Source organism: Streptomyces sp. NPDC005485 (assembly GCF_040606085.1).
In the GTDB taxonomy this organism is placed as follows: domain Bacteria; phylum Actinomycetota; class Actinomycetes; order Streptomycetales; family Streptomycetaceae; genus Streptomyces.
The window spans coordinates 1-23,696 of the sequence record NZ_JBEXDZ010000039.1; the positions used below are offsets into that span (position 1 = coordinate 1).

General features: G+C 70.6%; 19 protein-coding genes and 1 pseudogene. 10 read left to right on the forward strand and 10 right to left on the reverse strand.

Features of this window, described 5'->3' with window-relative positions:
• From whiA to ABZS97_RS15850, 7 genes are all read right to left on the reverse strand, one after another.
• The coding region (gene whiA, locus ABZS97_RS15820) for a DNA-binding protein WhiA (RefSeq protein WP_356137924.1) at positions 1–498 on the reverse strand (498 nt) is incomplete at its 3' end.
• A complete protein-coding gene (gene yvcK, locus ABZS97_RS15825; protein ID WP_356137926.1) occupies positions 489–1,559 on the reverse strand; it encodes a uridine diphosphate-N-acetylglucosamine-binding protein YvcK in 1,071 nt (356 codons plus the stop codon). The genes whiA and yvcK, both read right to left, overlap by 10 nt.
• Positions 1,556–2,533 (reverse strand): RNase adapter RapZ, encoded by a 978-nt coding sequence (rapZ, locus tag ABZS97_RS15830; RefSeq protein ID WP_356137928.1) that lies wholly within the window; start codon positions 2,531–2,533, stop codon positions 1,556–1,558. Before rapZ ends, yvcK begins: the two co-directional genes overlap by 4 nt.
• Positions 2,530–4,569 (reverse strand): excinuclease ABC subunit UvrC, encoded by a 2,040-nt coding sequence (uvrC, locus tag ABZS97_RS15835; RefSeq protein ID WP_356137930.1) that lies wholly within the window; start codon positions 4,567–4,569, stop codon positions 2,530–2,532. The genes rapZ and uvrC overlap by 4 nt, the downstream gene beginning before the upstream one ends.
• A gap of 109 nt (positions 4,570–4,678) precedes the next feature.
• Positions 4,679–5,350 carry a response regulator transcription factor gene (locus tag ABZS97_RS15840; protein WP_356137932.1) on the reverse strand — a complete coding sequence of 224 codons (672 nt, stop codon included), beginning with the start codon at positions 5,348–5,350 and terminating at the stop codon, positions 4,679–4,681.
• Positions 5,351–5,762: 412 nt separating this feature from the next.
• Positions 5,763–8,438 (reverse strand): nitrate- and nitrite sensing domain-containing protein, encoded by a 2,676-nt coding sequence (locus tag ABZS97_RS15845; RefSeq protein ID WP_356137934.1) that lies wholly within the window; start codon positions 8,436–8,438, stop codon positions 5,763–5,765.
• A gap of 67 nt (positions 8,439–8,505) precedes the next feature.
• Positions 8,506–9,852, reverse strand: a complete 1,347-nt coding sequence (locus tag ABZS97_RS15850) for an extracellular solute-binding protein (protein ID WP_356137936.1) — start codon at positions 9,850–9,852, stop codon at positions 8,506–8,508.
• A 264-nt stretch (positions 9,853–10,116) separates the two neighbouring features.
• On the opposite strand from ABZS97_RS15850, the gene ABZS97_RS15855 reads away from it, so the two are divergent.
• Together ABZS97_RS15855 and ABZS97_RS15860 are read left to right on the forward strand one after the other, a co-directional pair.
• Positions 10,117–10,479 carry a response regulator gene (locus tag ABZS97_RS15855; protein WP_356137938.1) on the forward strand — a complete coding sequence of 121 codons (363 nt, stop codon included), beginning with the start codon at positions 10,117–10,119 and terminating at the stop codon, positions 10,477–10,479.
• A 210-nt stretch (positions 10,480–10,689) separates the two neighbouring features.
• On the forward strand, positions 10,690–11,637 hold the full coding sequence (locus ABZS97_RS15860; protein ID WP_356137940.1) for a hypothetical protein: 948 nt from the start codon (positions 10,690–10,692) through the stop codon (positions 11,635–11,637).
• A 21-nt stretch (positions 11,638–11,658) separates the two neighbouring features.
• On the opposite strand, the pseudogene ABZS97_RS15865 reads toward ABZS97_RS15860, so the two are convergent.
• A pseudogene (locus ABZS97_RS15865) lies at positions 11,659–12,080 on the reverse strand (Rieske (2Fe-2S) protein).
• Between the two features lie 235 nt (positions 12,081–12,315).
• Between ABZS97_RS15865 and ABZS97_RS15870 the strand changes: the two are divergent.
• Entirely contained in the window at positions 12,316–13,518 is a 1,203-nt protein-coding gene (locus tag ABZS97_RS15870) for a LacI family DNA-binding transcriptional regulator (protein ID WP_356137942.1), read from the forward strand.
• The gene (locus ABZS97_RS15875; protein ID WP_356137944.1) at positions 13,515–14,420 is read left to right on the forward strand and encodes a carbohydrate kinase; all 906 of its coding nucleotides are present in this window, start codon (positions 13,515–13,517) and stop codon (positions 14,418–14,420) included. The genes ABZS97_RS15870 and ABZS97_RS15875 overlap by 4 nt, the downstream gene beginning before the upstream one ends.
• Positions 14,421–14,485: 65 nt before the next feature.
• Here ABZS97_RS15875 and ABZS97_RS15880 read toward each other — a convergent pair whose 3' ends face one another.
• Positions 14,486–15,340, reverse strand: coding sequence for a helix-turn-helix domain-containing protein (locus tag ABZS97_RS15880; protein ID WP_356137946.1), 855 nt, complete (start codon positions 15,338–15,340; stop codon positions 14,486–14,488).
• Between the two features lie 100 nt (positions 15,341–15,440).
• Here ABZS97_RS15880 and ABZS97_RS15885 point away from each other — a divergent pair, with 100 nt between their 5' ends.
• Positions 15,441–16,016, forward strand: a complete 576-nt coding sequence (locus ABZS97_RS15885; protein ID WP_356137948.1) for a YceI family protein — start codon at positions 15,441–15,443, stop codon at positions 16,014–16,016.
• Between the two features lie 121 nt (positions 16,017–16,137).
• Here the strand turns inward: ABZS97_RS15885 and uvrA are convergent, their stop codons facing one another.
• Complete coding sequence (uvrA, locus tag ABZS97_RS15890; protein ID WP_356137950.1) at positions 16,138–19,182, reverse strand: excinuclease ABC subunit UvrA; 3,045 nt, start codon at positions 19,180–19,182, stop codon at positions 16,138–16,140.
• 223 nt (positions 19,183–19,405) lie between these two features.
• Here uvrA and ABZS97_RS15895 point away from each other — a divergent pair, with 223 nt between their 5' ends.
• The 5 genes from ABZS97_RS15895 to ABZS97_RS15915 all read left to right on the forward strand — a co-directional run bounded on the left by ABZS97_RS15895 (position 19,406) and on the right by ABZS97_RS15915 (position 23,679).
• The gene (locus ABZS97_RS15895; RefSeq protein WP_356137952.1) at positions 19,406–20,095 is read left to right on the forward strand and encodes a maleylpyruvate isomerase family mycothiol-dependent enzyme; all 690 of its coding nucleotides are present in this window, start codon (positions 19,406–19,408) and stop codon (positions 20,093–20,095) included.
• A 10-nt stretch (positions 20,096–20,105) separates the two neighbouring features.
• A complete protein-coding gene (locus tag ABZS97_RS15900) occupies positions 20,106–20,762 on the forward strand; it encodes an MBL fold metallo-hydrolase (RefSeq protein ID WP_356137954.1) in 657 nt (218 codons plus the stop codon).
• Between the two features lie 354 nt (positions 20,763–21,116).
• A complete protein-coding gene (locus ABZS97_RS15905; RefSeq protein ID WP_356137957.1) occupies positions 21,117–22,001 on the forward strand; it encodes an ABC transporter substrate-binding protein in 885 nt (294 codons plus the stop codon).
• Positions 21,998–22,918: an amino acid ABC transporter permease gene (locus tag ABZS97_RS15910; protein WP_356137959.1), complete on the forward strand. Its 921-nt coding sequence runs from the start codon at positions 21,998–22,000 to the stop codon at positions 22,916–22,918. Before ABZS97_RS15905 ends, ABZS97_RS15910 begins: the two co-directional genes overlap by 4 nt.
• Complete coding sequence (locus tag ABZS97_RS15915; protein WP_356137962.1) at positions 22,915–23,679, forward strand: amino acid ABC transporter ATP-binding protein; 765 nt, start codon at positions 22,915–22,917, stop codon at positions 23,677–23,679. The genes ABZS97_RS15910 and ABZS97_RS15915 overlap by 4 nt, the downstream gene beginning before the upstream one ends.
• The last annotated feature ends 17 nt before the right edge of the window (positions 23,680–23,696 follow it).

Consider the following 23,696-nt stretch of genomic DNA (forward strand, 5'->3'; position numbering starts at 1 on the left):
GGCGGCGCCGACCAGCGCGAGCGCGGCCTCCGGGCCCGGGCAGGTCACCTCCAAAGAGGAGGAGCGGCCCGGCTCGGTCAGCGAGCCGTGCGCCAGGAACGCCCCGCGCCAGGCGGCCTCGGCATCGCAGGTGGCCCCCGAGACCACCTGCGGGGGCAGCCCGCGGATCGGACGGCCGCGGCCGTCGACGAGCCCGGTCTGGCGGGCCAGCTGGTCACCGCCCGCGACCACGCGGACGACGTAGCGGGAGCCGCGGCGCAGTCCGCCGGGCGCCATCACGATCAGTTCCGAGCTGTGGCCGAAGATCTCCAGGATGTCCCGCTTGAGCCGACGGGCCGCCATCGCCGTGTCCAGCTCCGCCTCGATCACAATGCGCCCGCTCACCAGGTGAAGGCCGCCCGCGAACCGCAGAATGGCGGAGACCTCCGCTTTTCTGCAGCAGGTCCGGGTGACGGGGAGCCGGGAGATCTCGTCCTTCACCGCTGCCGTCATCGCCATGGGCCGATCCTTCCATGCATCCGAAAAATACGGTCGTACGCGGCGGCCAACAGCTCCGGGTCGTGCCGCGGAGATCCGTCGGTCCGGGCCACCGGCGCCAGCTCGACCGCCGCTCCGAACCGCTTGGCGGCATCCGTGAGCGACTCCTGATCGGGCACGGCGGCCTCGTCGGCCAGCACCACGTCCAGGGCGAGTTTAGGGGCGTGTCGTCCCAAAACCTCCAAATGACGCTGCGGGGAGAAGCCATCGGTTTCTCCGGGCTGCGGGGCGAGGTTCAGCGAGAGCACCCGGCGCGCCTTCGTCTGGGTGAGGGCGTCGAGCAGTTCGGGCACCAGCAGATGCGGGATCACCGAGGAGAACCAGGAGCCGGGGCCGAGCACCACCCAGTCCGCGTCGAGGACCGCCGCGACGGCCTCCGGCACGGCGGGCGGGTCGTGCGGTACGACGTGCACGGACTGCACCTCGCCCGGTGTGAGGGCGACGGTGGCCTGGCCGCGCACGGTGTCCACGTCGTCCGGCCGCTCCGGGTCGTGGCCCTTGACCAGCGCCTGGAGCTCCAGGGGTACGGCTGACATGGGCAGGACCCGGCCGTGGGCGCCCAGCAGCCTGCCGACCAGGTCCAGGGCCTGGACGTGGTCGCCGAGCTGCTCCCACAGGGCGACGATCAGCAGGTTGCCGACCGCGTGCTCGTGCAGGTCGCCCTGGGACTGGAAGCGGTGCTGGATGACGCGGGCCCAGGTCTGGCCCCAGTCGTCGTCGCCGCACAGCGCGGCCAGGGCCTTGCGCAGATCGCCGGGCGGCAGCACGCCCAGCTCGTCGCGCAGGCGCCCGCTGGAGCCCCCGTCGTCGGCCACGGTGACGACGGCGGTGAGGTCGCCGGTGATCCGGCGCAGCGCGGCGAGCGAGGCGGACAGCCCCATGCCGCCGCCGAGGGCGACGACCTTGGGCTGGGCGCCGCGGCGGCGCGGTTTCCCGCCGCGCGCCGCGGAGGTCCTGCCCGCAGTCCCCTCGGGGGTCACGCGGCGCAGCCTGCTCAGCCGCAGAGCGGCACGTCCGGTCATTCGCGACCCATGTCCCTGTGGACGACCACGGTCTCCACGCCCTGGGAGGCGAGACGGGCGGCGAGCTTCTCGGAGGTGGCCACCGAGCGGTGCTTGCCGCCGGTGCAGCCGACCGCGATGGTCACATAGCGCTTGCCCTCGCGGCGGTACCCGGCGGCGATGAGCTGGAGCAGCTCGGCGTAGCGGTCGAGGAACTCCTTGGCCCCGGGCTGGTTGAAGACGTACGCCGCGACCTCCTCGTTGAGGCCGGTGAAGGGGCGCAGCTCCGGGACCCAGTGCGGGTTGGGCAGGAAGCGCATGTCCACGACCAGGTCGGCGTCGACCGGCAGGCCGTACTTGAAGCCGAAGGACATGACGGTGGCCCGCAGCTCGGGCTCCTCCTCGCCGGCGAACTGCGCGTCCATCTTGGCGCGCAGCTCGTGCACGTTGAGGCTGGAGGTGTCGATGACCAGGTCGGCGTCGCCGCGCAGCTCGCGCAGCAGCTCGCGCTCGGCGTCGATGCCGTCGACGATGCGGCCGTCGCCCTGGAGCGGATGCGGGCGTCGCACGGACTCGAAGCGGCGCACCAAGGCCTCGTCGGAGGACTCCAGGAAGACGATCCGCCGGGTGACGTGCTTGGACGCCAGGTCGGCGAGCGAGTCGCGGAGGTTGTCGAAGAAGCGGCGGCCGCGGACGTCGACGACGACGGCGATCCTCGCCACGTTGCCCTGGGAGCGGGCGCCGAGCTCCACCATGGTGGGGATCAGCGCGGGCGGCAGGTTGTCGACGACGAACCAGCCAAGGTCCTCCAGGCACTTGGCGGCCGTCGACCTGCCCGCTCCGGACATCCCGGAGATGATCACCAGCTCGGGGATCGCCGCCTCCGGCACGCCGGCCGTCTCCACTGTCGTGCTCTCCTGTGCTTCCTGCGTGCCGTCGTCGGCCTGCGCTTCCTGTTGCTGTGGTTCTTGTTCCTGGCGTTCGTTCTCGTTCATGTCTCCTGCCCCCGTCGCTCGTCCGGGGCACCCGCGGTCACGGGTGCCCCCTCGGAACCCGCCGTCGTCTCGGGTTCGTCGTCTTCCATGATCTCTCCAGTCGCCGTGTTCACGGCGGGCGCGGCCGGGGCCGCCTGGGCGAGGGCCACGGCGATGGTCTCGGCCGTCTTACGGCCTATGCCGGGGACCTCGCAGATCTGGTCGATTGTCGCGGATCGCAGCTTTTTCACCGAACCGAAGTGCTTGATCAGCGCCTGTTTGCGAGTCTCACCGAGTCCCGGTACGTCATCCAGGGGGCTCGCCCGGAAACGCTTGGCCCGCTTGGCGCGCTGGTAGGTGATCGCGAAGCGGTGGGCCTCGTCGCGGACGCGCTGCAGGAGGTACAGGCCCTCGCTGGTGCGCGGCAGGACCACCGGATCGCCCTCCTCGGGCAGCCAGACCTCCTCCAGGCGCTTGGCGAGGCCGCAGACGGCGATGTCGTCGATGCCGAGCTCGTCGAGGGCCTTCTTGGCGGCCGCGACCTGCGGCTGACCGCCGTCGACGACGACGAGCTGCGGCGGGTAGGCGAACCGCTTGGGGCGGCCTTCGTCGTCCTTCAGCTCGTCCACCTCCCCGTCCGTCCACTCGCCGGTCTTCTCCTTGTCGGCGAGATAGCGCCGGAAGCGGCGGGTGATCACCTCGTGCATCGAGCGGACGTCGTCCTGCCCCTCGAAGCCCTTGATCTGGAAGCGCCGGTACTCGCCCTTGCGCTGCAGCCCGTCCTCGAAGACCACCATCGAGGCCACGACGTCGTCGCCCTGGAGGTGCGAGATGTCGTAGCACTCGATCCTGAGGGGGGCGCTGTCCAGGTCGAGGGCCTCGGCGATCTCCTCCAGGGCGCGCGAGCGGGTGGTCAGGTCGGAGGCGCGCTTGGTCTTGTGCAGGGCGAGCGACTGGAGCGCGTTGCGCCGCACGGTCTCCATGAGCGCCTTCTTGTCGCCGCGCTGCGGGATGCGAAGGGACACGTTGGATCCGCGGCGCCCGGTCAGCCACTCCTGGACCGGCTCGACGGGGTCGGGCAGCGCCGGGACGAGCACCTCCTTCGGTACGGAGTCGCCCGTCTCCTCTCCGTAGAGCTGCTGCAGCGCGTGCTCGACGAGGTCGCCGGTGGTGACGGCCTCCACCTTGTCGGTGACCCAGCCGCGCTGGCCGCGCACCCGTCCGCCGCGTACGTGGAAGATCTGCACGGCGGCTTCCAGCTCGTCCTCGGCAAGGGCGATCAGGTCGGCGTCGGTCGCGTCGGCGAGGACGACCGCGCTCTTCTCCATGGCCTTCTTCAGGGCCTCGATGTCGTCGCGCAGCCGAGCCGCCCGCTCGTACTCCATCTCCTCGGCCGCGTCCGTCATCTGCTTCTCCAGACGGCGGATGTACGTGCCCGTCCGCCCGGCCATGAAGTCGCAGAAGTCCTCGGCCAGATCCCGGTGTTCGTCGGCGGAGACGCGCTCGACGCAGGGGGCCGAGCACTTGCCGATGTAGCCGAGCAGGCAGGGGCGGCCGGTGCGGGCGGCGTTCTTGAACACACCGGCGGAACAGGTGCGGACGGGGAAGACGCGCAGCAGCAGGTCGACGGTGTCGCGGATGGCCCAGGCGTGGCCGTACGGGCCGAAGTAGCGCACGCCCTTGCGTTTGTGGCCGCGCATCACCTGGACGCGCGGGAACTCCTCGTTCATCGTCACCGCGAGGTACGGATAGCTCTTGTCGTCGCGGTACTTGACGTTGAACCGGGGGTCGTACTCCTTGATCCAGGAGTACTCCAGCTGAAGTGCCTCGACCTCCGTGGACACGACGGTCCACTCCACCGACGCCGCCGTGGTGACCATCGTGCGGGTGCGCGGGTGGAGGTTCGCCAGGTCCTGGAAGTAGTTGGCCAGGCGCTGGCGCAGGCTCTTCGCCTTCCCGACGTAGATCACCCGGCGGTGGTCGTCGCGGAATTTGTAGACCCCGGGAGAGTCCGGGATCTGTCCCGGCCTGGGGCGGTAGCTGGAGGGATCGGCCATGTCACACACCCTACTGGCGAGGGCTGACACCGCGTCGGCCTCCCGGCCCGCCCTGTGGACAGCGCCGTACGGACCTGCGAACCGACCTGCGAAGGTGCCTGGCCGTGGCCTAGCGGGACTCCAGGAACTTCAGTACGGCGAGGACCCGGCGGTGGTCGTCCGGCTCCTCCTGGAGGTGCAGCTTCCCGAGGATGCTGCGGACGTGCTTCTCGACGGTGCCCTCGGTGACCCACAGCCGGCGGCCGATGCCGGCGTTGGAGCGTCCCTCGGCCATCAGCGCCATGACCTCGCGCTCCCGGGAGCTGAGGAAGGACAGCGGGTCGTCGCGGCGCCGTGCCGAGACGAGCTCCGCGACGAGTGAGGGGTCGATGACCGAGCTGCCCCGGCGGATCCGGTCGAGCGTCTCGATGAACTCGTCCACGACGGTGATCCGGCTCTTGAGGAGATAGCCGACCCCGCTGCCGCCGGAGAGCAGCTCCAGGGCGTCCTCGACCTCGATGAACGCCGACAGGACGAGGATCCCGGTGCCGGGATGGCGCTCGCGGATGGTGCGGGCCGCCTTCAGGCCCTCGGTCGAGTGGTTCGGCGGCATTCTTATGTCGATGATCGCGAGGTCCGGGCGTTCGCCGGTGACCAGCTCCAGGAGGCCCGCGGCGTCGCCTGCCTGGCCCGCGACCTCGTAGCCGACGCGTTCGCACAGGCTGGCCAGGCCCTCTCTCAGCAGTACGTCGTCGTCGGCGAGGACAACCCGCCCCCGATCGGACCGCTGCGCTGCGTCCATGGCTCCCCCTGTCCGCTGTGCCCGCCCCTGCGAGGCCTGCCACTGGCGGCCTTCCGGACGGGGAACTTACGGCTAGCCGGAAGCCTAGTTGGGGGCTGGCCGTGACGACACCGGGACGTTTCACAGCCATGCTGGAAGCAGTGCGGTACATGTGGACCCGTCGCCTCGGGGCGAGGGGCGAGGGTCATCGGGCGAAAGGCTGCGGGAGATGCGGCGGACACGGATCGAGAAGCCACGGCGATCGACCCGTGTCCGCCGTGAAACGGACGACACGCTCTCCCTCCGTGCCCTCCTGGACCCGAGGGACCCGGCGATCGTGCGCGCCAAGCGCCACCCGGACGCATCTCACGACGGGAACGGCCGCCGTTCCTAGTTCCTAAGTGCCGCCCTTTCTGGTGCCGCTCTTCCCGGGTCATGCCTGTGTCCCCGGCTCCCGCAGCGGCAGCCGTACGTCCAGGGTCGTGCCCCGGCCCGGCGGGCTGGTGACGGTCAGGCGGCCGCCGATCGCCTCGACACGGTCGGTGAGTCCGATGAGGCCCGAACCGCCGCCGGGCTCCGCTCCCCCGACACCGTCGTCGTGGACGGTCAGCTCCAGGACGCCGTCGACGACCTCGGCCGCGACGTGCACCACGGTGGCGCGCGCGTGCTTGGCGGCGTTGTTGAGGCACTCCGAGGCCACGTAGTAGGCGGCAACCTCCAGCGGCTCGGGGAGACGGCGCTCCGGCAGCCGCAGGGCGAGTTCCACGGGTACGGCGGAGCGGCGGGCCAGGGCGCGCAGCGCGGGGCCCAGTCCGCCGGTGGAGAGGATGGCCGGGTGGATGCCGCGGGACACCCGGAGCAGGTCCTGGAAGGCGTCGTCGAGGCCCTTGCTCACATGGTCGAGCTGGAGGGCGAGTTCGGACGAGTGGTCCTCCAGCATCGACTCGGCCGTCCGCAGGTCGAGTTGGAGCGATACGAGGCGCTGCTGGACGCCGTCGTGCAGATCGCGCTCGATACGGCGGCGGGAGGCGTCCCCGGCGACGACGACACGCGCGCGTGAAGCCCTCAGCTGGGCGCGGCCGTCGGCGTTGGCGACCGCGGTGGCGATCAGTTCGGTGAAGTCGGCCAGCCGCGATTCGGTCCCCTCGGGGAGCGGTCCGCGCAGCGAGGAGACGACGACGACCCCCCACAGCCGGTCGTCGACCACTACAGGCGTCCCCACAGAGCGCTCGACACGGGCCGCGCGCCGTACCCGTGCCACCTCGCGCGCCACCGCCTCCCCCTCGGCCACGATCGCGTGTGCGGGCCCGAGGACGGTCAGGGCGCCGTCGGACTCGTACCGCAGCACGTCCGCGCCCGCGGTGCCCAGCACGCGCCCCACTTCCTCCGCGACCGTCGCGAACACGTCGGTGGGCGGGACGCCGCTCGCCACCAGGGTGGCGACCCGGCGCAGGGCGGCCTGTTCGCGGGCGGCCCGGCGGCTCTCGGTGACATCGCGCGCGGCGGCGTACAGGAGGCCCTGCTCGGGGACGGGGCGGACGCTCCACTGGAGCCAGCACTCACTGCCGTCGTCGCGTATGCAGCGGTTCTCGAACTCGCCGAGTTCCAGGCCGCTCTCGAATTGCCGCAGGACGGCACGCGTGCGTGCCCGGTCGTCCTTGTGGATGAACTCCATGAAGGGCTTGGACAGGAGCGTCTCGCTCGTGTGACCGAGGGTGCGCTCGAAGGCCGGGTTGACGCGCTTGAAGTAGCCGTCGAGTCCGCAGATGCACAGCAGGTCGAGGGAGAGGTTGAAGATGCTCTCCAGTTCCTGTTCGGCTTTGTCGCGCCGCCCTTGCGCCGCCGCGAAGGACGCCATGGTGTCGTTCATGCCGTCCAGCAGACCCGCCCAGGTGCCGTCGAACGCGTCGACGTCGGCACGGTGTTCGAGCCGGTTGTCGTCGATCGCCGTGTTCATGGAGCGGATCTCGCCGGCGAGCCGCTCGGTGGTCACCCGCAGTTCGCGGAAGGTGTCGGCGACGGCGCCGAGCTCGTCGTGCCCTCTGTAGTGGATGTCGTACGACAGATCGCCGTTCAGGAGTGCCCGCGCGCCCGCGGAGACCTCGCCGAGGGGGCGGGTGATGGAGCGGCGCAGGGCCAGCGCGAGGAGCGTGACGACGACCAGTACGAGCAGGGAACCGGTGAGGTCGCGCCCTTCCCGCGTCCACGCGGCGCCCAGTTCGTGGTCCGCCGTGTCGGCGAGTTCACGCGCGGCCCGGTCCTGGATGCCGCGCAGGGAGTCGATGCGGGCCTCGGAGACGGTCAGCCAGCGTGCGTACGAGACCCGTTGGAAGGCCTTCGGGTCGGGCGCGGCGAGGGCGTCGCGGACCGCGCGGACGGCTCGGCCGGGGGCTTGGAAGAGGGTGCGGTACAGCGCGGACTTCAGCTCGGCCGAGGTGGTCTGCCGGAAGGCGTCGAGCTGGGCCTCTTCGAGAGCGGGCCAGCGGCCCGCGGTGGCGGGGTGCCGGGCGGCGGGTTCGTCCAGCAGGACGGCCAGTTCGGCCCGGTCGCGTTCGGCGGCCTCGATGGCCTCCAGGAGTGCGATGTGGGCGTCGGCGGCGCGCCCCAGCGCCCTGGAGGGGCGACCGGACTCCAGTGTCGTGACCGTGTCGAGCAGGCTGTCCTCGGTGCTCTGGTACGCGCTCATCACGGCCCGCGGGGCGAGCGAGGCGGTGCCCGTCTGAGGGCGCAGCGCGTGCAGTTGGCGGCGTACGGCGTCGAGCGTGCCCGCGACGTCGATGCCGTGCCAGGAGCCGGCGCGGCCGGTGGCCCGCTCCAGCGCACGGTCGGTGGCCCGCTCCGCGGCGGCCCGTTCTTCGAGGGTGTCCGGCCCGGGGCGCAGCCGGGCGAGCACGGCGGCGATCCGTTCCCGGGCCACGCCGTCGGAGACATCGGTGGTCGCCAAGGACACCTGCGTCGCGTCGCGGAACTCGCGCAGGCTGCGCGCCTCCTCCTGCTGGGCCAGGGCTCCGAGGGCGGTGAAGGCCAGTAGCGCGGTCACCGGCAGCAGCACGAGGAGCATGAGCTTGCGGCCGACGCGCAGGCGCGCGAGGAGTGGGGGGCGCTTCATGACCGGGTCCCGCCGTCCGGTGGGCCCGAGGTGGGGTCGGCATGTTGTCGGCTTGCGGCAGGGCGGCTCATGACTCGCCCTGCGGGTAGCCGTCGTGGGCGGCCAGGTCCTTGTCGATGGCCGCGACCGCCTGGTCCAGCGCCTGCCGGACGGGAGCCCCGTCGAGCATGATCCTCGCGAAGGCCCGGGAGAAGGCGTCGGTGATCGCCGGATACGCGGGCGTCCGCGGCCGCGGCACCGCGACCCCGTTCCTCAACTGCTCGATGAACAGCCGCTCGGGGCCCTTCGTCCCGAACCGCGGCGACAGCCGCACCGCGCTGTTCGTCGCCGGGATCGCGCCGTTGGCCACGCTCATCCGGTACACCTGCTCGGGCTTCAGCAGATGGGCGAGGAAGCGCCAGACGGCGTCGCCGTCACCGGCGTTCGACGTGATGCCCCACTGCCAGGAGCCCATCCCGGTGACGGTCCCTCTGCCGAAGTCGGGGAGCGGTACGAGGGCGACGTCGCCGGGGAACGCCTTGGTGAATTCGCCGTACTTCCAGTTCCCCACCCAGGAGATGACGCTGCGGCCGGCGGCGAACGCCCTGCCGTCCTTGTCGGGGTCGACGAGCCCGTCCTTCTGCCAACTCTGCAGGACGGTGAGCGCTGTGACCGACTCCGGGCTGTTGAGGTAGCCGTCGGCCGTGCGGTAGTGGACGGGGTCGACGAGGGCGCCGCCCGCGGACTCCACGGCGGGCGCGAAACCGTAGGTGTTCCACTCCTCGCCGGGCGCCACGTGGCTGAGCCGCAGGTCGAGCGGTCTGCGGACGCCACGGGCGCGCAATGTGTGCAGGATGCCGGTCAGTTCGGTGGCCGTCCACGCGTCGCCGATGCCCTTCGGGATGCGCACACCGGCCTTCTTCAGGACCGACGGGCGGACGAAAAGACCCATGCCGGAGTCGAAGGTGCTGATGCCCCAAAGCCGTCCGGCGTAGGTGCCCTGCGCACGGATCGAGGGCAGCAGATCGGACCGCACGCTCTTTGGCACACAGGAATCGATCGGCTTCAACTTGCCGGACCACGCATAGCTGTAGAGGTTCGGGCCGTTGAAGTCGAGCAGGTCGGGCAGATCGCCGCTGGCCGCGGCGGAGAGCACCAGATCGGTGTACGAGCGGGCCCTCGGAAGGGGGACCAGTTCGACCCGCACCTCTTTCTGCGCCCTGTTGAACTCCTCGGCCTGGCTGCGCAGTGTGCCGAACTCGCTGCTCTGTCCGGTGTGGTACCACACCGTGATGTGAGCGGTGCCCTCGATCCTTCCGTCGCAGGTCGTGTCGCCCCGTGCCGTCCTGCCCCTGTCCTCGCCGTGCCCCCCACCGCCACAGCCGGCCAGCACGAGGGCGGCGCCCAACACCCCGACGATCAGGGCACGGTGCACCGGGCGTTTCCTCGGACTCCTGTACGGCGCCTTCATCGCGCACCCCCACTCGACCGAACGACACGGCCTTCCCAGGGCACCGCCATGCTACCGCCCGTGACGCACCACTGCGCTGAGTAAGCAGGAACCTGCGGAACGCGCAAGGGACTTGAGCACATTCCGGCTAGCCGGTAAGGACACACACCAGGTAGCCGGTAGCGACGGGCCCGGCGGTTTCCGGCTAGCCGGAAAGCGCATTCGGGCAACTGTTGGCACCCTGTGTTCATGTCCATGCGCTGTCTCCTCGTCGATGACAGCGCCCGCTTCCTGGAAGCCGCGCGTACTCTGCTGGAGCGTGACGGGGTAGAGGTCGTCGGCGTCGCCTCGACGGGCGCGGAGGCACTCGCGCGAGCGGCGGAACTGGCACCGGACGTGGTTCTGCTGGACATCGAACTCTCCGACGGGGAGAGCGGCTTCGAAGTCGCGGAGCGGCTCACGCGGAGCGTCTCGGCCAATGTCATCCTCATCTCCACACACCCCCAGGACGACCTTCACGAACTCGTCGCCGCCAGCCCGGCCCGCGGCTTCCTGCACAAGTCCCTGCTGTCGGCACGGGCGATACGGGAACTGCTGGGCGCCGCACCCTGACACCCCGAGCACCTGGAATTCGCCGGAGACGAGCCATTGCGGCAACAGGTGTTGTCGGGACTTGGTCAACACGCTTCAATGCGGTGGAACTTGGGGCCGTGCACGGCGACGTACGTGCGTGACCGCTTCCCGCGCGCCGACCCGGCGGCCCCGATGATCCGCCTCAGCGGCCTGACCAGCCGTTGCGAACATTCACAGAAAGGCCCCTGCATGCGGCACGGCACACAGCACGCGGACGTCGCCACGGCGGAACTGGAGACAGCCCTGCAAGGCGGGCCCTTCCATGTCGCGTTGCGCGCTGCGATAACCGCCCGCGGGCTGCCCCTCCAGCGTGTGCAGCACCACCTGTCGCGGTACGGGGTCAAGGTCGGGGTGACGAGCCTGAGTTACTGGCAGCAGGGCGCAAGGCGCCCACAGCGGCCCGAGTCGCTGCGGGCCGTGCGCGCCCTGGAGGAGATCCTCCAGCTCCCGGACGAGTCACTGATCCGGCTGCTTTCCGAGGCCGACGAGCACTCCGGCCCGGAACGACCGGGGGGTCGCTCGTACCGCTCTTTGGTGGAGGCGTCCGGCGTACTGGAGCGACTGCTCGCCGAGTTGGAGGCACCGGTCGACGGCGGGCTGCACACCATCGGCCACCACGAGCTCGTACGCATCGGCGGGCACCGCGAGCTGCTGGGCCGCGAATCGCACCACATAGTGCGCGCCCACCGGGATGGAGTGGACCGCTATGTGGCCATCCACCATGGCGACCCCGGGTGCGCGCCGGAGCGCATGACGGTGCGCGCGCTGGAGAACTGCCGCACAGGGCAGGTACGCCGGCACCACGAGACCGGGATCCTGGTGGCCGAGCTGCTCTTCGACACGCGACTGCGCGCAGGCGATACGTTCCTCTTCCGTTATGGCTTCGAGGACGGCACCGCCGGCACGTCCGGCGAGTACGTCCGCCGGTTCGGCTTCCCGGGCGGGCAGTACGCGCTCCAGGTGCGGTTCGCCGAGGAGGCCGTGCCCGCGCGCTGCCACCGCTTCACCCAGCATTCGGCGGCGGCCCCGCGCAGCGGCCGACAGGAGCTCGAACTGAGCGGACGGCACCGCTCGGTGCACCTGGTCGAGCCACGGGTGCGGTCGGGGATCGTGGGGATCGGGTGGGACTGGGGGTGAGCGCCGGCGGCGTCCTGCCCGTCAGCCGGCCGGGCTCGCGACGATCGTGCCGCCCTTCGCCTCCACGGACAGTTCGTCGAGCGAAGTGGTGGCCGGTGCGTGCAGCACCTTGCCCGTCATGGCGTCGAACTCACTGCCGTGACACGGGCAGGTGAGCTTCGTCCCCTCCAGCTTGTTGATGGGGCACCCGGCGTGCGTGCAGATCGTGCTGAACGCCTTCAGGGAGCCGTCCTCCGCCCGGCTGACCACCACGTTCTGATCCCGGTACAGCGTGGCGCCCCCTTGGGGACCTCGCTCTCCGCACCCAGCTCGGTCGGCTCGGTCAGCGCCGCGGACGTGGCGGCAGCGTTGTTGGAGCACGCGGTGAGGGCGAACCCGGCGACCGGGGTGAGCGCCGCTCCTCGAAGGACGGTGCGACGACTCGCGGAGAAACGGCCGGACATGAGGTCTCCACTGCTCAGGGATCAATGCACCTTGCACCTTGACGATAACGGCAGGGATCAGTGCGCTTTGAATCGACCTGGGTGGGGCTGCGTCGTGCCGGGTCGGACGTAGTCAGCCGCAGTCGGACCGAGTCGGACCGAGTCGGCCAGAACGGACGTAAACGCTTGCGTAAGCGTTTACGTCTGCCGCCGAATGCGGTACGTTCCCGACCACAGGGCCCAGGGAGGGGACGCGATGGCAACGATGGCCGACGTGGCGCGCAGTGCGGGGGTGTCCGTCGCCACCGTCTCGCACGTGCTCAACGACACGCGTCCGGTACGCCCTCACACACGGCAGGCGGTGCTGGACGCCATCGACGAGCTGGGCTACTCGCACAACACCCTGGCCCGCTCGCTCGTGACCTCGCGCACGCGGTCGATCGGGCTCGCGGTATCGGCGATCAGCAACCCGTACTTCACGGAGATCCTCCAGGGCGTCGAGGCCGGGGCCCTGGAGCACGGCTACAGCCTGCTGATCGCCGATCCGCACGACGATCCCGCGCATGAGCGGAAGGTGGTCCAGCTGCTGCACGAGCGGCGCGTCGACGGCATGATCGTCGCGCCCTCGGCGGAGCCGGACGCGCTGGTCGGCTATCTCGCGCAGCACGGCGTACCGACGGTCTTCCTGGACCGACTGGTCAAAGCTCCTGCCGATGCCGCTGCCGACGGGGTCGGGGATGGGGACCGAGACAGCGATGGCAACGGCGACGTACAGTCCGCGACCCCCGTCGTCGGCTCCTTCCGCTTCGATCAGGTCTGCACCGAGAACGCCCAGCCCGTCACCCGTCTGGTCACCCATCTCGCCGGCCTCGGGCACAAACGCATCGGCCTGGTCGCGGGCCTGCCCGGGCTCAGCACCACGACCGAGCGGATCTCCGGCTACCGGATCGGCCTGGCGCACGCCGGACTGCCGTACGACGAACGGCTCCTGGTGCCCGGCGACTCGACGGCGGAGACCGCCGAGCGCGTCGCCGGTGGCCTGCTGTCGCTCGCCGCGCCGCCAACCGCCCTGGTCACCGCCAACAACACGATGACCATCGGCGCGCTGCGTGCCCTGCAGGCGCGGGGCCTGTCCGTGCCGGACGACATGGCGTTGTGCTGCTTCGACGACTTCGCCTGGGCGGACCTGTTCGCGCCCCGGCTGACCGCGATCTCCCAGCCCAGCAAGGAGATCGGCGCCGAGGCCGTACGGCTGCTGTTGGACCGGCTGGCGTCGCCGGGCCGCCCGGGCCGTACGGTCCGGCTCCCGTGCACGTTCGTCCACCGCACCTCGTGCGGCTGCCCGGCGAGTACCGGGGCCGACCACCAGGATTCCGAAAACTCCGAAAGCCCGGAGACACCTCAAAGCCGCAGAAGCGGTGGACGTCGTGAGAGCCGTGAGAAAGGACCCATGTCGTGATCGTCGTCGCCGGTGAGGCCCTGATCGACCTGGTACCGCAGGGCGCGGGCGCACTCGCGGGCCTGCTGCCGGCACGCGGCGGCGGCCCCTACAACACGGCGGTGGCGCTGGGACGGCTCGGCTCCCCCACGGCCTTCTGCTCCCGGATCTCGTACGACGCCTTCGGTGACGCCCTCGTGAGCGGGCTGCGCGAGGCCGGCGTCGACGTGTCGTCGGTGCAGCGCGGCGGCGAGCCCACCACCCTGGCGGTCGCCACGATCGGCACGGGCGGCTCCGCCGCGTACTCCTTCTACGTCGACGGCACGGCGGACCGCCTCTTCAGGACACCGGACCGCCTCCCGGACGGCACGAGGGCGGTGTCCTTCGGCACCTGCTCGCTGGTCCTGGAGCCCGGCGCGAGCGCGTACGAGGAACTGATGCGGAGCGCGGCCGCGCAAGGCGTGTTCACGGCACTCGACCCGAACATCCGGGCGGGGCTGATCCCCGACGCGGACGCCTATCGGGCCCGGTTCAAGAGCTGGCTGCCGTCGGTGTCGCTGCTCAAACTCTCCGAGGAGGACGCGCGGTGGCTGGGCGGCTCCCCGCACGAGTGGCTGGCGTCCGGTCCTTCCGCGGTGGTGGTCACCCGGGGCGGCGACGGGCTGACCGTATTCACCCCGGACGGCGCCGAGTACGCGGTGCCGGGCGAACCGGTCGACGTGGTGGACACCATCGGGGCAGGTGACACGGTGAACGCGGCCCTGCTGCACGGCCTGGCCGCCCGCGACGCGCTCTCCCCCACGGCGGTTGCGGAGCTGGGCGCCGAGGGCTGGACCGAGCTGCTTCGGTTCGCCGCCCGCGCGGCGGCGATCACCTGCTCGCGAGCGGGCGCAGAACCGCCGTACGCCCGCGAACTGGTCTGAATGCCGATCTGAGAGCCGGCCTGATACCCGCTGAGGCCGGCCGGACCCCCGCTGACGAACGGCCGTCAGCCCCTGACCGCCCGCAACGCCCCGGGCTGCCGTCCGTTGAGCCGGTCGAGCGCGCTCGCGGTGGCATCGTCGGCGGGCAGATGGACGACCATGCGCTGACCGTCGTCGGGGAGCGCGAGTGTCTCGTAGGCGAGGCGCAGGGTGCCCGCTTCGGGGTGGACCACGACATCGGATCCGGTGCGCCGGGGCATTGCCGGGACCGCGGCCAGCCGGTCACTGAAGGGGGCGCCCGCGGTGACCGTCAGCTCGTCGGCCAGCGCGGCGACGTACGGATCCTGCAGCGCGGCCTCGTGTCGCAGATGGGCGACCTGCTCGTCCGCCAGCCGGTCCCAGCCGGGAAAGACGGTGCGGGCCCGCTCGTCGGTGAAGACGTAGCGGAGCATGTTCGGCTGCCCGGCGTCGAGCAGGCCGAGCGGTCCCGCGAGCCGCTCGTAGCCCGCGGTGTACGCGAGGACGTCGCCGATCCAGTTGAGCAGCACGGCGGGTGTGGGTTCCAGGCGGTCGAGCATGGCGCGCAGACCCGCGCGCACGGTGCGGGTGGGCGGCACCGCCTGCGCGCAGAAGACCAGGTCGCCGCCGGCCTCCTTGGCGAGGCGGCGCAGCAGGATGCGGTCCTGGACGGACAGGTGGAGCGCGTCGGCGAGGGCGCCGAGGACCTGGGGCGAGGGGTTGCGGTCGCGGCCCTGTTCGAGGCGGGTGACGTACTCGACGCTGACGCCCGCGAGGATGGCCAGTTCGGAGCGGCGCAGGCCGGGGGTGCGGCGCCGCGGTCCTGCGGGCAGCCCGGCCTCGACGGGGCTGACGGCCTCGCGGCGGCTTCGCAGAAAGGCGCCCAACTCGTTGTCGCTCACCCTCGCAACGTACCTCGCGGACGCCGTCGGATCGTGTCCCTCTCACTACCACTCTCAGCGCGGCCTCCCTCCCGCCCGGCGGCCCGCCCAGGGTGGAGCCATGACACAGGACAACTCCCCGAACACCACCGCCGCGGCTTCCGTCACCACGCTGCCGCTCTCGCCCGGCGACTGGGGCTTCGACCCGCTCCACTCGGCCGTGAACTTCACCATCCGCCACCTCGGGATCGCCAAGGTGCGGGGCCGCTTCCGCGAGCTGACGGCCACGCTGTACGTCGGTGAGGCGGCCGACGACGTCAGGGTGAGCGCCGAGATCGCGCTCGCCTCCCTCGACACCGGGAACCCGGATCGCGACGCGCACACGCGCTCGGCCGATCTGCTCGACGTCGAGAAGCGACCGACGATGACGTTCCGCTCGACGCGGGTGACCGGTGCGGGCGACGACTGGTCGATGGCGGGCGAGCTGACCATCGGGGACGTGACCCGTCCGGTGACGCTGGCCGTCGAGTTCGGCGGGGTCGGCGACTCCCCCGTGGACGGAAGGAAGCACGCCGGGTTCGAGGCGACGGGCGAGATCCGGCGCAGTGACTTCGGCCTGGACTTCGGGGGCGGCATGCTCGGCGACGTGGTGAAGATCCAGTTGGACATGGAGTTCCTGGAGCCCGACGCCGGCTGATCGGATCCCTGACCGGCTGATACGACAACGCGGCGCGCTCCACGGGAAGTTCCCGCGGGGCGCGCCGCAGTGTCGTTGTGTCGCCTGGGCGACCACCTGACCTGCCTGGCTTCGGTCAGGTTCAGGCCTTGCGGGCGGCCCGAGTCGCCTTCTTCGCCGGGGCCGTCTTCTTGGTGGCTCCGGCCGCCTTCTTTGCGGCGGTGGTCTTGGCGGCGGTGGTCTTGGCCGTCGCCGTCTTCTTCGCCGTCGCCGTCGACTTGGCCGCCACGGTCTTCTTGGCGGCCGTCTTGCGTACGGCCCTCACCGGGGCGGCGTCGCTGATGCGGTCGGCGCCCAGGATCTCGCGCAGGAACTTGCCCGTGTGGCTGGCCGGAACCCCGGCGACCTCCTCGGGCGTGCCCTCCGCGATGACGAGTCCGCCGCCGTTGCCCCCTTCGGGGCCCATGTCGACGACCCAGTCCGCCGTCTTGATGACGTCGAGGTTGTGCTCGATGACGATGACGGTGTTGCCCTTGTCGACCAGGCCGGACAGCACCGTGATCAGCTTGCTGATGTCCTCGAAGTGCAGACCGGTGGTCGGCTCGTCGAGGACGTACACCGTGCGTCCCGTGGAACGCTTCTGCAGTTCGCTCGCCAGCTTGACGCGCTGGGCCTCGCCGCCGGAGAGGGTCGGTGCCGACTGGCCGAGCCGGACGTATCCGAGGCCGACGTCGTTGAGCGTCCTGAGGTGGCGGGCGATGGCGGGCACGGCCTCGAAGAAGTCGAGCGCCTCCTCGATGGGCATGTCGAGGACCTCGGAGATCGACTTGCCCTTGTAGTGGACCTCCAGGGTCTCCCGGTTGTAGCGCGCCCCGTGACAGACCTCGCAGGGGACGTACACGTCCGGCAGGAAGTTCATCTCGATCTTGATCGTGCCGTCGCCGGAGCAGTTCTCGCAGCGGCCGCCCTTGACGTTGAAGGAGAAGCGGCCGGGCAGATAGCCCCGCACCTTCGCCTCGGTCGTCTCGGCGAACAGTCTGCGGACGTGGTCGAAGACTCCGGTGTACGTCGCCGGGTTGGACCGGGGCGTACGGCCGATGGGCGACTGGTCGACGTGCACGACCTTGTCGACGAGGTCGTCGCCCTCCACGCGCGTGTGCCGTCCGGGCACGTTGCGCGCACCGTTCAGCTCGCGGGCCAGGTGTGTGTACAGGATGTCGTTGACCAGCGTCGACTTGCCGGAGCCGGACACGCCTGTGACGGCAGTGAGGACGCCCAGCGGGAACGACACGTCGATGTCCTGGAGGTTGTTCTCCCGGGCTCCGTGCACCGTGAGCCTGCGGCTCGGGTCGGCGGGGCGGCGGACGTCGGGAGTGGGGATCTCCCTTTTGCCGGACAGGTACTGCCCGGTGATCGACTCGTCGTTGGCCAGCAGTTCCTTCAAGGATCCGCTGTGCACGACCTTGCCGCCGTGCTCACCGGCGCCGGGACCGATGTCGACGACCCAGTCGGCGACCTTGATGGTGTCCTCGTCATGCTCGACGACGATGAGCGTGTTGCCCATGTCCCGCAGCCGCACCAGGGTCTCGATCAGCCGGTGGTTGTCCCGCTGGTGCAGACCGATGGAGGGCTCGTCGAGGACGTACAGGACGCCGACGAGTCCGGAGCCGATCTGGGTGGCCAGGCGGATGCGCTGGGCCTCGCCGCCGGAGAGCGTGCCGGCCGCGCGGTTCAGCGAGAGGTAGTCCAGGCCGACGTCGACCAGGAACCGCAGCCGTTCGTTGACCTCCTTGAGCACCCGCTCGGCGATCTTCTTGTCGCGGGCGTTGAGCTTCAGCTCGCCCAGGAAGTCGGCGCAGTCGCTGATCGACATCGCCGAGACCTCGGCGATCGACTTCTCCATGACGGTGACCGCGAGGACGAGCGGCTTCAGACGTGTGCCCTCACAGGTGGGGCAGGGCACCTCGCGCATGTAGCCCTCGAAGCGCTCACGGCTGGCGTCGCTCTCGGCCTCGCCGTGCCGCCTCTTGACGAAGGGGACGGCCCCTTCGAATCCCGTGGTGTAGACGCGCTCGCGCCCGTACCTGTTGCGGTACCGGACCTCGATCTGCGTCTTGTGGCCGTAAAGGAGGGCCTTCTTGGCGCGCTGGGGAAGGCCGGCGAAGGGAATGTCGGTCCGGAATCCCAACGCGTCGGCGAGGGCGCCGATGAGCCGCCCGAAGTAGTCCTTGGTGTGCCCGTGCGACCAGGGGTGGATGGCGCCCTCGTCGAGGGACTTGTCCTCGTCCGGGATGATCAGCTCGGGGTCGACCTCCATGCGCGTACCGATACCGGTGCACTCGGGGCAGGCGCCGAAGGGCGAGTTGAAGGAGAAGGAGCGGGGCTCCAGCTCCTCGAAGGACAGGTCGTCGTACGGGCAGTACAGGTGCTCCGAGTACATGCGCTCGCGCTCGGGGTCGTCGGCGGGCAGATCGACGAAGTCGAGGACGACCATGCCACCGGAGAGCCCGAGGGCGGTCTCCACGGAGTCGGTGAGGCGGCGCTTGGCGCCGTCCTTCACGGTGAGGCGGTCGACGACCACCTCGATGGTGTGCTTCTCCTGCTTCTTCAGCGTGGGCGGCTCGGTGAGCTGGATCGTCTCGCCGTCGACGCGGGCCCTGCTGTACCCCTTGGTCTGGAGGTCGGCGAAGAGGTCGACGAACTCGCCCTTGCGCTCGCGCACCAGCGGCGAGAGGACCTGGAAGCGGCTGCCCTCCGGCAGCTCCAGGACCTTGTCGACGATGGCCTGCGGAGACTGGCGTGTGATGGGGCGGCCGCACTCGGGGCAGTGCGGCTTGCCGATGCGCGCGAAGAGCAGGCGCAGGTAGTCGTAGACCTCGGTGATGGTGCCGACCGTCGAGCGCGGGTTGCGCGAGGTCGACTTCTGGTCGATGGAGACCGCCGGGGAGAGGCCCTCGATGAAGTCGACGTCCGGCTTGTCCATCTGGCCGAGGAACTGCCGGGCGTACGACGAGAGCGACTCGACGTAGCGCCGCTGCCCCTCGGCGAAGATCGTGTCGAAGGCCAGCGAGGACTTGCCCGACCCCGACAGGCCCGTGAAGACGATGAGCGAGTCGCGCGGGAGGTCGAGCGAGACATTCTTCAGATTGTGCTCGCGCGCTCCACGGACGATGAGACGGTCGGCCACGCCGGTCCGCACCTTTCTTGAGAGAAGTGACAGGGGCGAGGCCCCCGTCCTTTTTCAGACTAGGGGGAGCCACTGACAACGCCGGTTGGATTCCCTGGTTCACAACAATCCCGGGACCTCCAGCATGCCCGACGCCGCACCCGAGCCTATAGCACGCACATTCGAATTACGGCGCTCGTCAGCCACCTTCACCCAAACGTGTGGTGGGACTAGGGTCGGCCGCATGATTGATCATGTGCGCGACCTGGCGTCTGTACGTGACGCGACCGAACGGCTGCTCACCGCAGCCGCCAAACTGGACAACGCTTCCGTGACCGAGCCGTCACGGCTTCCGGGCTGGAGCCGCGGCCATGTGCTCGCCCACCTGGCACGCAACGCGGACGCGCTCGTGAACGTGCTCGCCGGGCGTCCCATGTACGCCTCCGCCGAGACGCGGGACGCCGAGATCGAGCGGGACGCGCCGCGCCCCCTGGACGTACAACTCACGGACGTGCGCGAGAGTGCCGCCCGCTTCCAGGAGACGGGGGCCGAGCCCGCGGACTGGTCGCGGACCGTGGCGCTGCGCAACGGGGTCACGGACTCCGCGTCCCGGGTGCCGTTCCGGCGGTGGGTCGAGGTGGATCTGCATCATGTGGACCTCGGGATCGGGTACGAGCTCGAGGATCTTCCGGAGGAGTTCGTGGAGCGGGAGATCGCGTTCCTCGCCGAGCGCTTCGCCGGGCACCCCGATGTGCCGCCCACCAGGATCACGGACGGCACGCGCGCGTGGAGCACGGGCCGCGACACCGACGGCGGCTTCGACGTCACCGTGACCGGCCCCGCGCCCGCGCTGCTCGGCTGGCTCTCGGGCCGCCGCGACGGTTCGGCGCTGAGCACCGCCGGCGGACCGCTGCCCGCGCTTCCTCCGCTATAGGCTTGCCGCCATGACGTACAGCGGAGCGGTGAAGGTCGGCGGTCCTGCCGATGTGCATGAACTGCAGGACCTGATGATCTCCAAGGTCGCGGTCGGCCCGATGGACAACAACGCCTATGTGCTGCGCTGCCGGGCCACCGACGAGCAGCTGCTGATCGACGCGGCCAACGACGCCTCGACCCTGCTCGCGCTGATCGGTGACGACGGCATCGCGTCCGTCGTCACCACGCATCAGCACGGCGACCACTGGCAGGCGCTCGCGGAGGTCGTCGCGGCCACCGGCGCGCGTACCTACGCGGGCCGGGAGGACGCCGAGGGCATCCCGGTGCCGACCGACGTACCGGTCCAGGACGGCGACACGATCCGGGTGGGGCGCGTCGAACTGACCGCGCGCCACCTGGTGGGCCACACACCGGGTGCCATCGCCCTGGTCTACGACGACCCGCACGGGCACCCTCATGTGTTCACGGGGGACTGTCTGTTCCCGGGTGGTGTGGGCAACACACGTAAGGATCCGAAGGCGTTCGCCAGTCTGATCCGCGACGTCGAGACGAAGATCTTCGACGTGCTGCCGGACGAGAGCTGGGTCTACCCGGGCCACGGCAACGACACGACACTGGGCGCGGAGCGGCCGCATCTGCCGGAGTGGCACGCGCGAGGCTGGTGAGTCCCGCCCCGCCCGGAGCGCAGGTGTCGGGGCGACGCGCGGGATGCTGATGAGGCGTCGGGCGACCGGCGCGGAGCGCGCGGTCACGCGCGCCCCGTGTGAACCGAGCGCACGCGCCGGTGCCATGAGCGCGCTCCCGGCGCTCGCATTGGCGCAGTCCACTGAAAGCAGCCCCGCACAGGAAGACGGCTCCTGCGCGGAACGGGCCGCCGGCCTTCCGATCCCCGCCCTCGGCCGGCGGCCCCGGCATGCCGTCCCGGTCGTGTTCACAGGAACGCAACACCCGTTCCCACTATGCGGACAGTTGCCGCCGTGACCTCGACAAACAGGAGGGTGCACTGCCACTCTCCCGCCATGTACATAGCCCGAAGCGCCCTGCGCCGCACCGTCTCCGCCGCCGTCGTCGGTCTGCTCGCCACCGCGGTCGGCTGTGCTCCGCAGCCGTCGACGACGGCGTCCGACAAGGCCTCCGCTTCCGGCAAGCAGACCTGCGCGAAGGGCAAGTTGGGCACGCAGGCGTCCGGCAAGCTGACGATCGCGACCGACGAGCCCGCCTACGAGCCGTGGTTCAAGGACGACAAGCCCGCCAACGGCGAGGGGTTCGAGTCGGCGGTCGCGTACGCCGTGGCGAAGCAGCTGGGCTACGCCAAGGGCGATGTCGTCTGGCAGAGCATCCCCTTCAACAAGGCTTTCGCGCCCGGCGAGAAGACGTTCGACTTCGATATCAACCAGGTGTCGATCAGCGCCGAGCGCAAGAAGGCCGTGGACTTCTCGTCCGGCTACTACGACGTCCGGCAGGCCGTCATCGCGCTGAAGGGCTCCAAGGCGGCGAAGGCGAGGAGCATCGCGGACCTCAAGGGCCTGAAGCTGGGCGCCCAGGTGGGCACCACCAGCCTCGACTACCTCAGCGACGTGGTGAAGCCGACCCGGGAGGCCGCCGCGTACGCCAAGAACGACCAGGCCAAGGCCGCGCTGAAGAACGGTCAGGTCGACGCCATCGTCACCGACCTGCCGACCGCGTTCTACATCACGGCGGCCGAGGTGACGAACGCGAGGATCGTCGGGCAGTTCGAGAACCAGGGCGGTACACCCGAGCAGTTCGGGCTCGTTCTCGACAAGGGCAGCGCGCTCACCTCCTGCGTGACCGGCGCCGTGGACGCCCTGCGCAAGGACGGCACGCTCGCGGAGATCGAGAAGCAGTGGCTCTCGGACGCGGTCGACGCCCCGGTGCTGAAGTGACGGTCACCGAGGAGGAGTCCGGCCAGGAGGGCGCGGACGACAAGGGGGGTGACATGCCCGGCGCGGGCGACGGCTATGTCCCGTCACCGCGGCGGCTCGAACGCGAGCGCTACAAGACCGCCCGCGCCCGACGTGCCACGGCGATCGCGGCACTGTCGACCCTCGTCACGGGTGTCGTCCTCTACCTCGTCGTGGTCAGCGCGCCCGGCTGGCAGGTGACCAAGGAGACGTTCTTCAGCGGCCAGTACGCGCGCGAGGCGTTCCCCAAGGTCCTCGAAGGGCTGTGGCTGAACGTCCGGCTGCTGCTGGTGTGCGGCGCCGCCGTCATCGTCCTCGGCATGCTGATCGCCGTCGCCCGCACGCTGCGCGGCCCGGTGTTCTTTCCGCTGCGGGTGCTGGCGGCCGCGTACACCGACTTCTTCCGCGGGCTCCCGCTGATCATCAACCTGATCATCGTGGTCCTGGGAGTTCCCGCACTGCGTCTGCAGGGCGTGACCGTCGACCCGGTGCTGCTCGGCGGCACCGCGCTGACCCTGACGTACTCGGCGTACGTCGCCGAGGTGTTCCGCGCCGGCATCGAGTCCGTCCATCCCTCGCAACGTGCGGCGGCCCGCTCACTCGGCCTCAGTAACCGGCAGGCGCTGCGCTACGTAGTGCTGCCCCAGGCGGTACGGCGCCAGGTGCCGCCCCTGCTCAACGACCTGGTGTCGCTCCAGAAGGACACCGGGCTCGTGTCGATCGGCGGCGCGATCGACGCCGTTCGCGCGGCCGACATCATCGAGGGCCGCAGCCTCAACTTCACGCCGTACATCGTCGCGGGCCTGCTCTTCGTGGCGCTGACCATCCCGATGACCCGCTTCACGGACTGGGTCACGGCCCGTATGGACCGCCGGCGGGCTCAGGGAGGGACCATATGACCGCCACCCCCGACGCCTCCCCCGTCCTGCGGATGGACTCCGTCCGCAAGGCCTTCGGCAGCTCCGTCGTGCTGCGGGACGTCGATCTGGAGGTCGCCCCGCACACGGTGACCGCGCTGATCGGCGCGTCCGGATCCGGCAAGTCGACGCTGCTGCGGTGCACGAACCTCCTGGAGGAGATCGACGACGGCGCGATCTGGCTGGACGGCGAGGAGATCACCGACCCGCGGGCCGACCAGGACGCGGTACGCCGCCGGATCGGTGTGGTCTTCCAGGCCTACAACCTCTTTCCGCACATGACCGTGCTGGAGAACATCACGCTCGCGCCGCGCCGTGTGCACGGCGTGGACCGGGCGGACGCGGAGTCGCACGCCCGTGAGCTGCTCGACAGGCTCGGGCTCGGCGCGAAGGCGGACGAGTACCCGGACCGGCTGAGCGGCGGCCAACAGCAGCGGGCGGCGATCGTCCGCGCCCTTGCCGTACGCCCCCGACTGCTGCTCCTGGACGAGATCACCGCTGCCCTAGACCCGGAACTCGTGGGCGAGGTGCTCACCGTCGTGCGGGACCTGAAGGACGACGGCATGACCATGGTGCTGGCCACGCACGAGATGGGCTTCGCCCGCGACGTCGCGGACCAGGTCTGTTTCCTGGACGGCGGCACGGTGCTGGAGCACGGCACGGCCGAGGAGATCTTCGGGGACCCGCGCGAGGAGCGCACCCGGCAGTTCCTGCGGCGCATCGTGGAGGCGGGACGGCTCTGAACCGGGGCCGGCCGACC

Excerpts from the sequence above, each read along its gene's own strand:
- rapZ (WP_356137928.1), bottom strand. The coding sequence starts at position 2,533 with ATGAACGAGAACGAACGCCAGGAACAAGAACCACAGCAACAGGAAGCG.
- ABZS97_RS15855 (WP_356137938.1), top strand. The coding sequence starts at position 10,117 with ATGTCCATGCGCTGTCTCCTCGTCGATGACAGCGCCCGCTTCCTGGAA.
- ABZS97_RS15840 (WP_356137932.1), bottom strand. The coding sequence starts at position 5,350 with ATGGACGCAGCGCAGCGGTCCGATCGGGGGCGGGTTGTCCTCGCCGAC.
- uvrC (WP_356137930.1), bottom strand. The coding sequence starts at position 4,569 with ATGGCCGATCCCTCCAGCTACCGCCCCAGGCCGGGACAGATCCCGGAC.
- ABZS97_RS15905 (WP_356137957.1), top strand. The coding sequence starts at position 21,117 with ATGTACATAGCCCGAAGCGCCCTGCGCCGCACCGTCTCCGCCGCCGTC.
- yvcK (WP_356137926.1), bottom strand. The coding sequence starts at position 1,559 with ATGACCGGACGTGCCGCTCTGCGGCTGAGCAGGCTGCGCCGCGTGACC.
- ABZS97_RS15870 (WP_356137942.1), top strand. The coding sequence starts at position 12,316 with ATGGCAACGATGGCCGACGTGGCGCGCAGTGCGGGGGTGTCCGTCGCC.
- ABZS97_RS15860 (WP_356137940.1), top strand. The coding sequence starts at position 10,690 with ATGCGGCACGGCACACAGCACGCGGACGTCGCCACGGCGGAACTGGAG.
- ABZS97_RS15915 (WP_356137962.1), top strand. The coding sequence starts at position 22,915 with ATGACCGCCACCCCCGACGCCTCCCCCGTCCTGCGGATGGACTCCGTC.
- ABZS97_RS15845 (WP_356137934.1), bottom strand. The coding sequence starts at position 8,438 with ATGAAGCGCCCCCCACTCCTCGCGCGCCTGCGCGTCGGCCGCAAGCTC.
- ABZS97_RS15900 (WP_356137954.1), top strand. The coding sequence starts at position 20,106 with ATGACGTACAGCGGAGCGGTGAAGGTCGGCGGTCCTGCCGATGTGCAT.
- ABZS97_RS15885 (WP_356137948.1), top strand. The coding sequence starts at position 15,441 with ATGACACAGGACAACTCCCCGAACACCACCGCCGCGGCTTCCGTCACC.
- ABZS97_RS15895 (WP_356137952.1), top strand. The coding sequence starts at position 19,406 with ATGATTGATCATGTGCGCGACCTGGCGTCTGTACGTGACGCGACCGAA.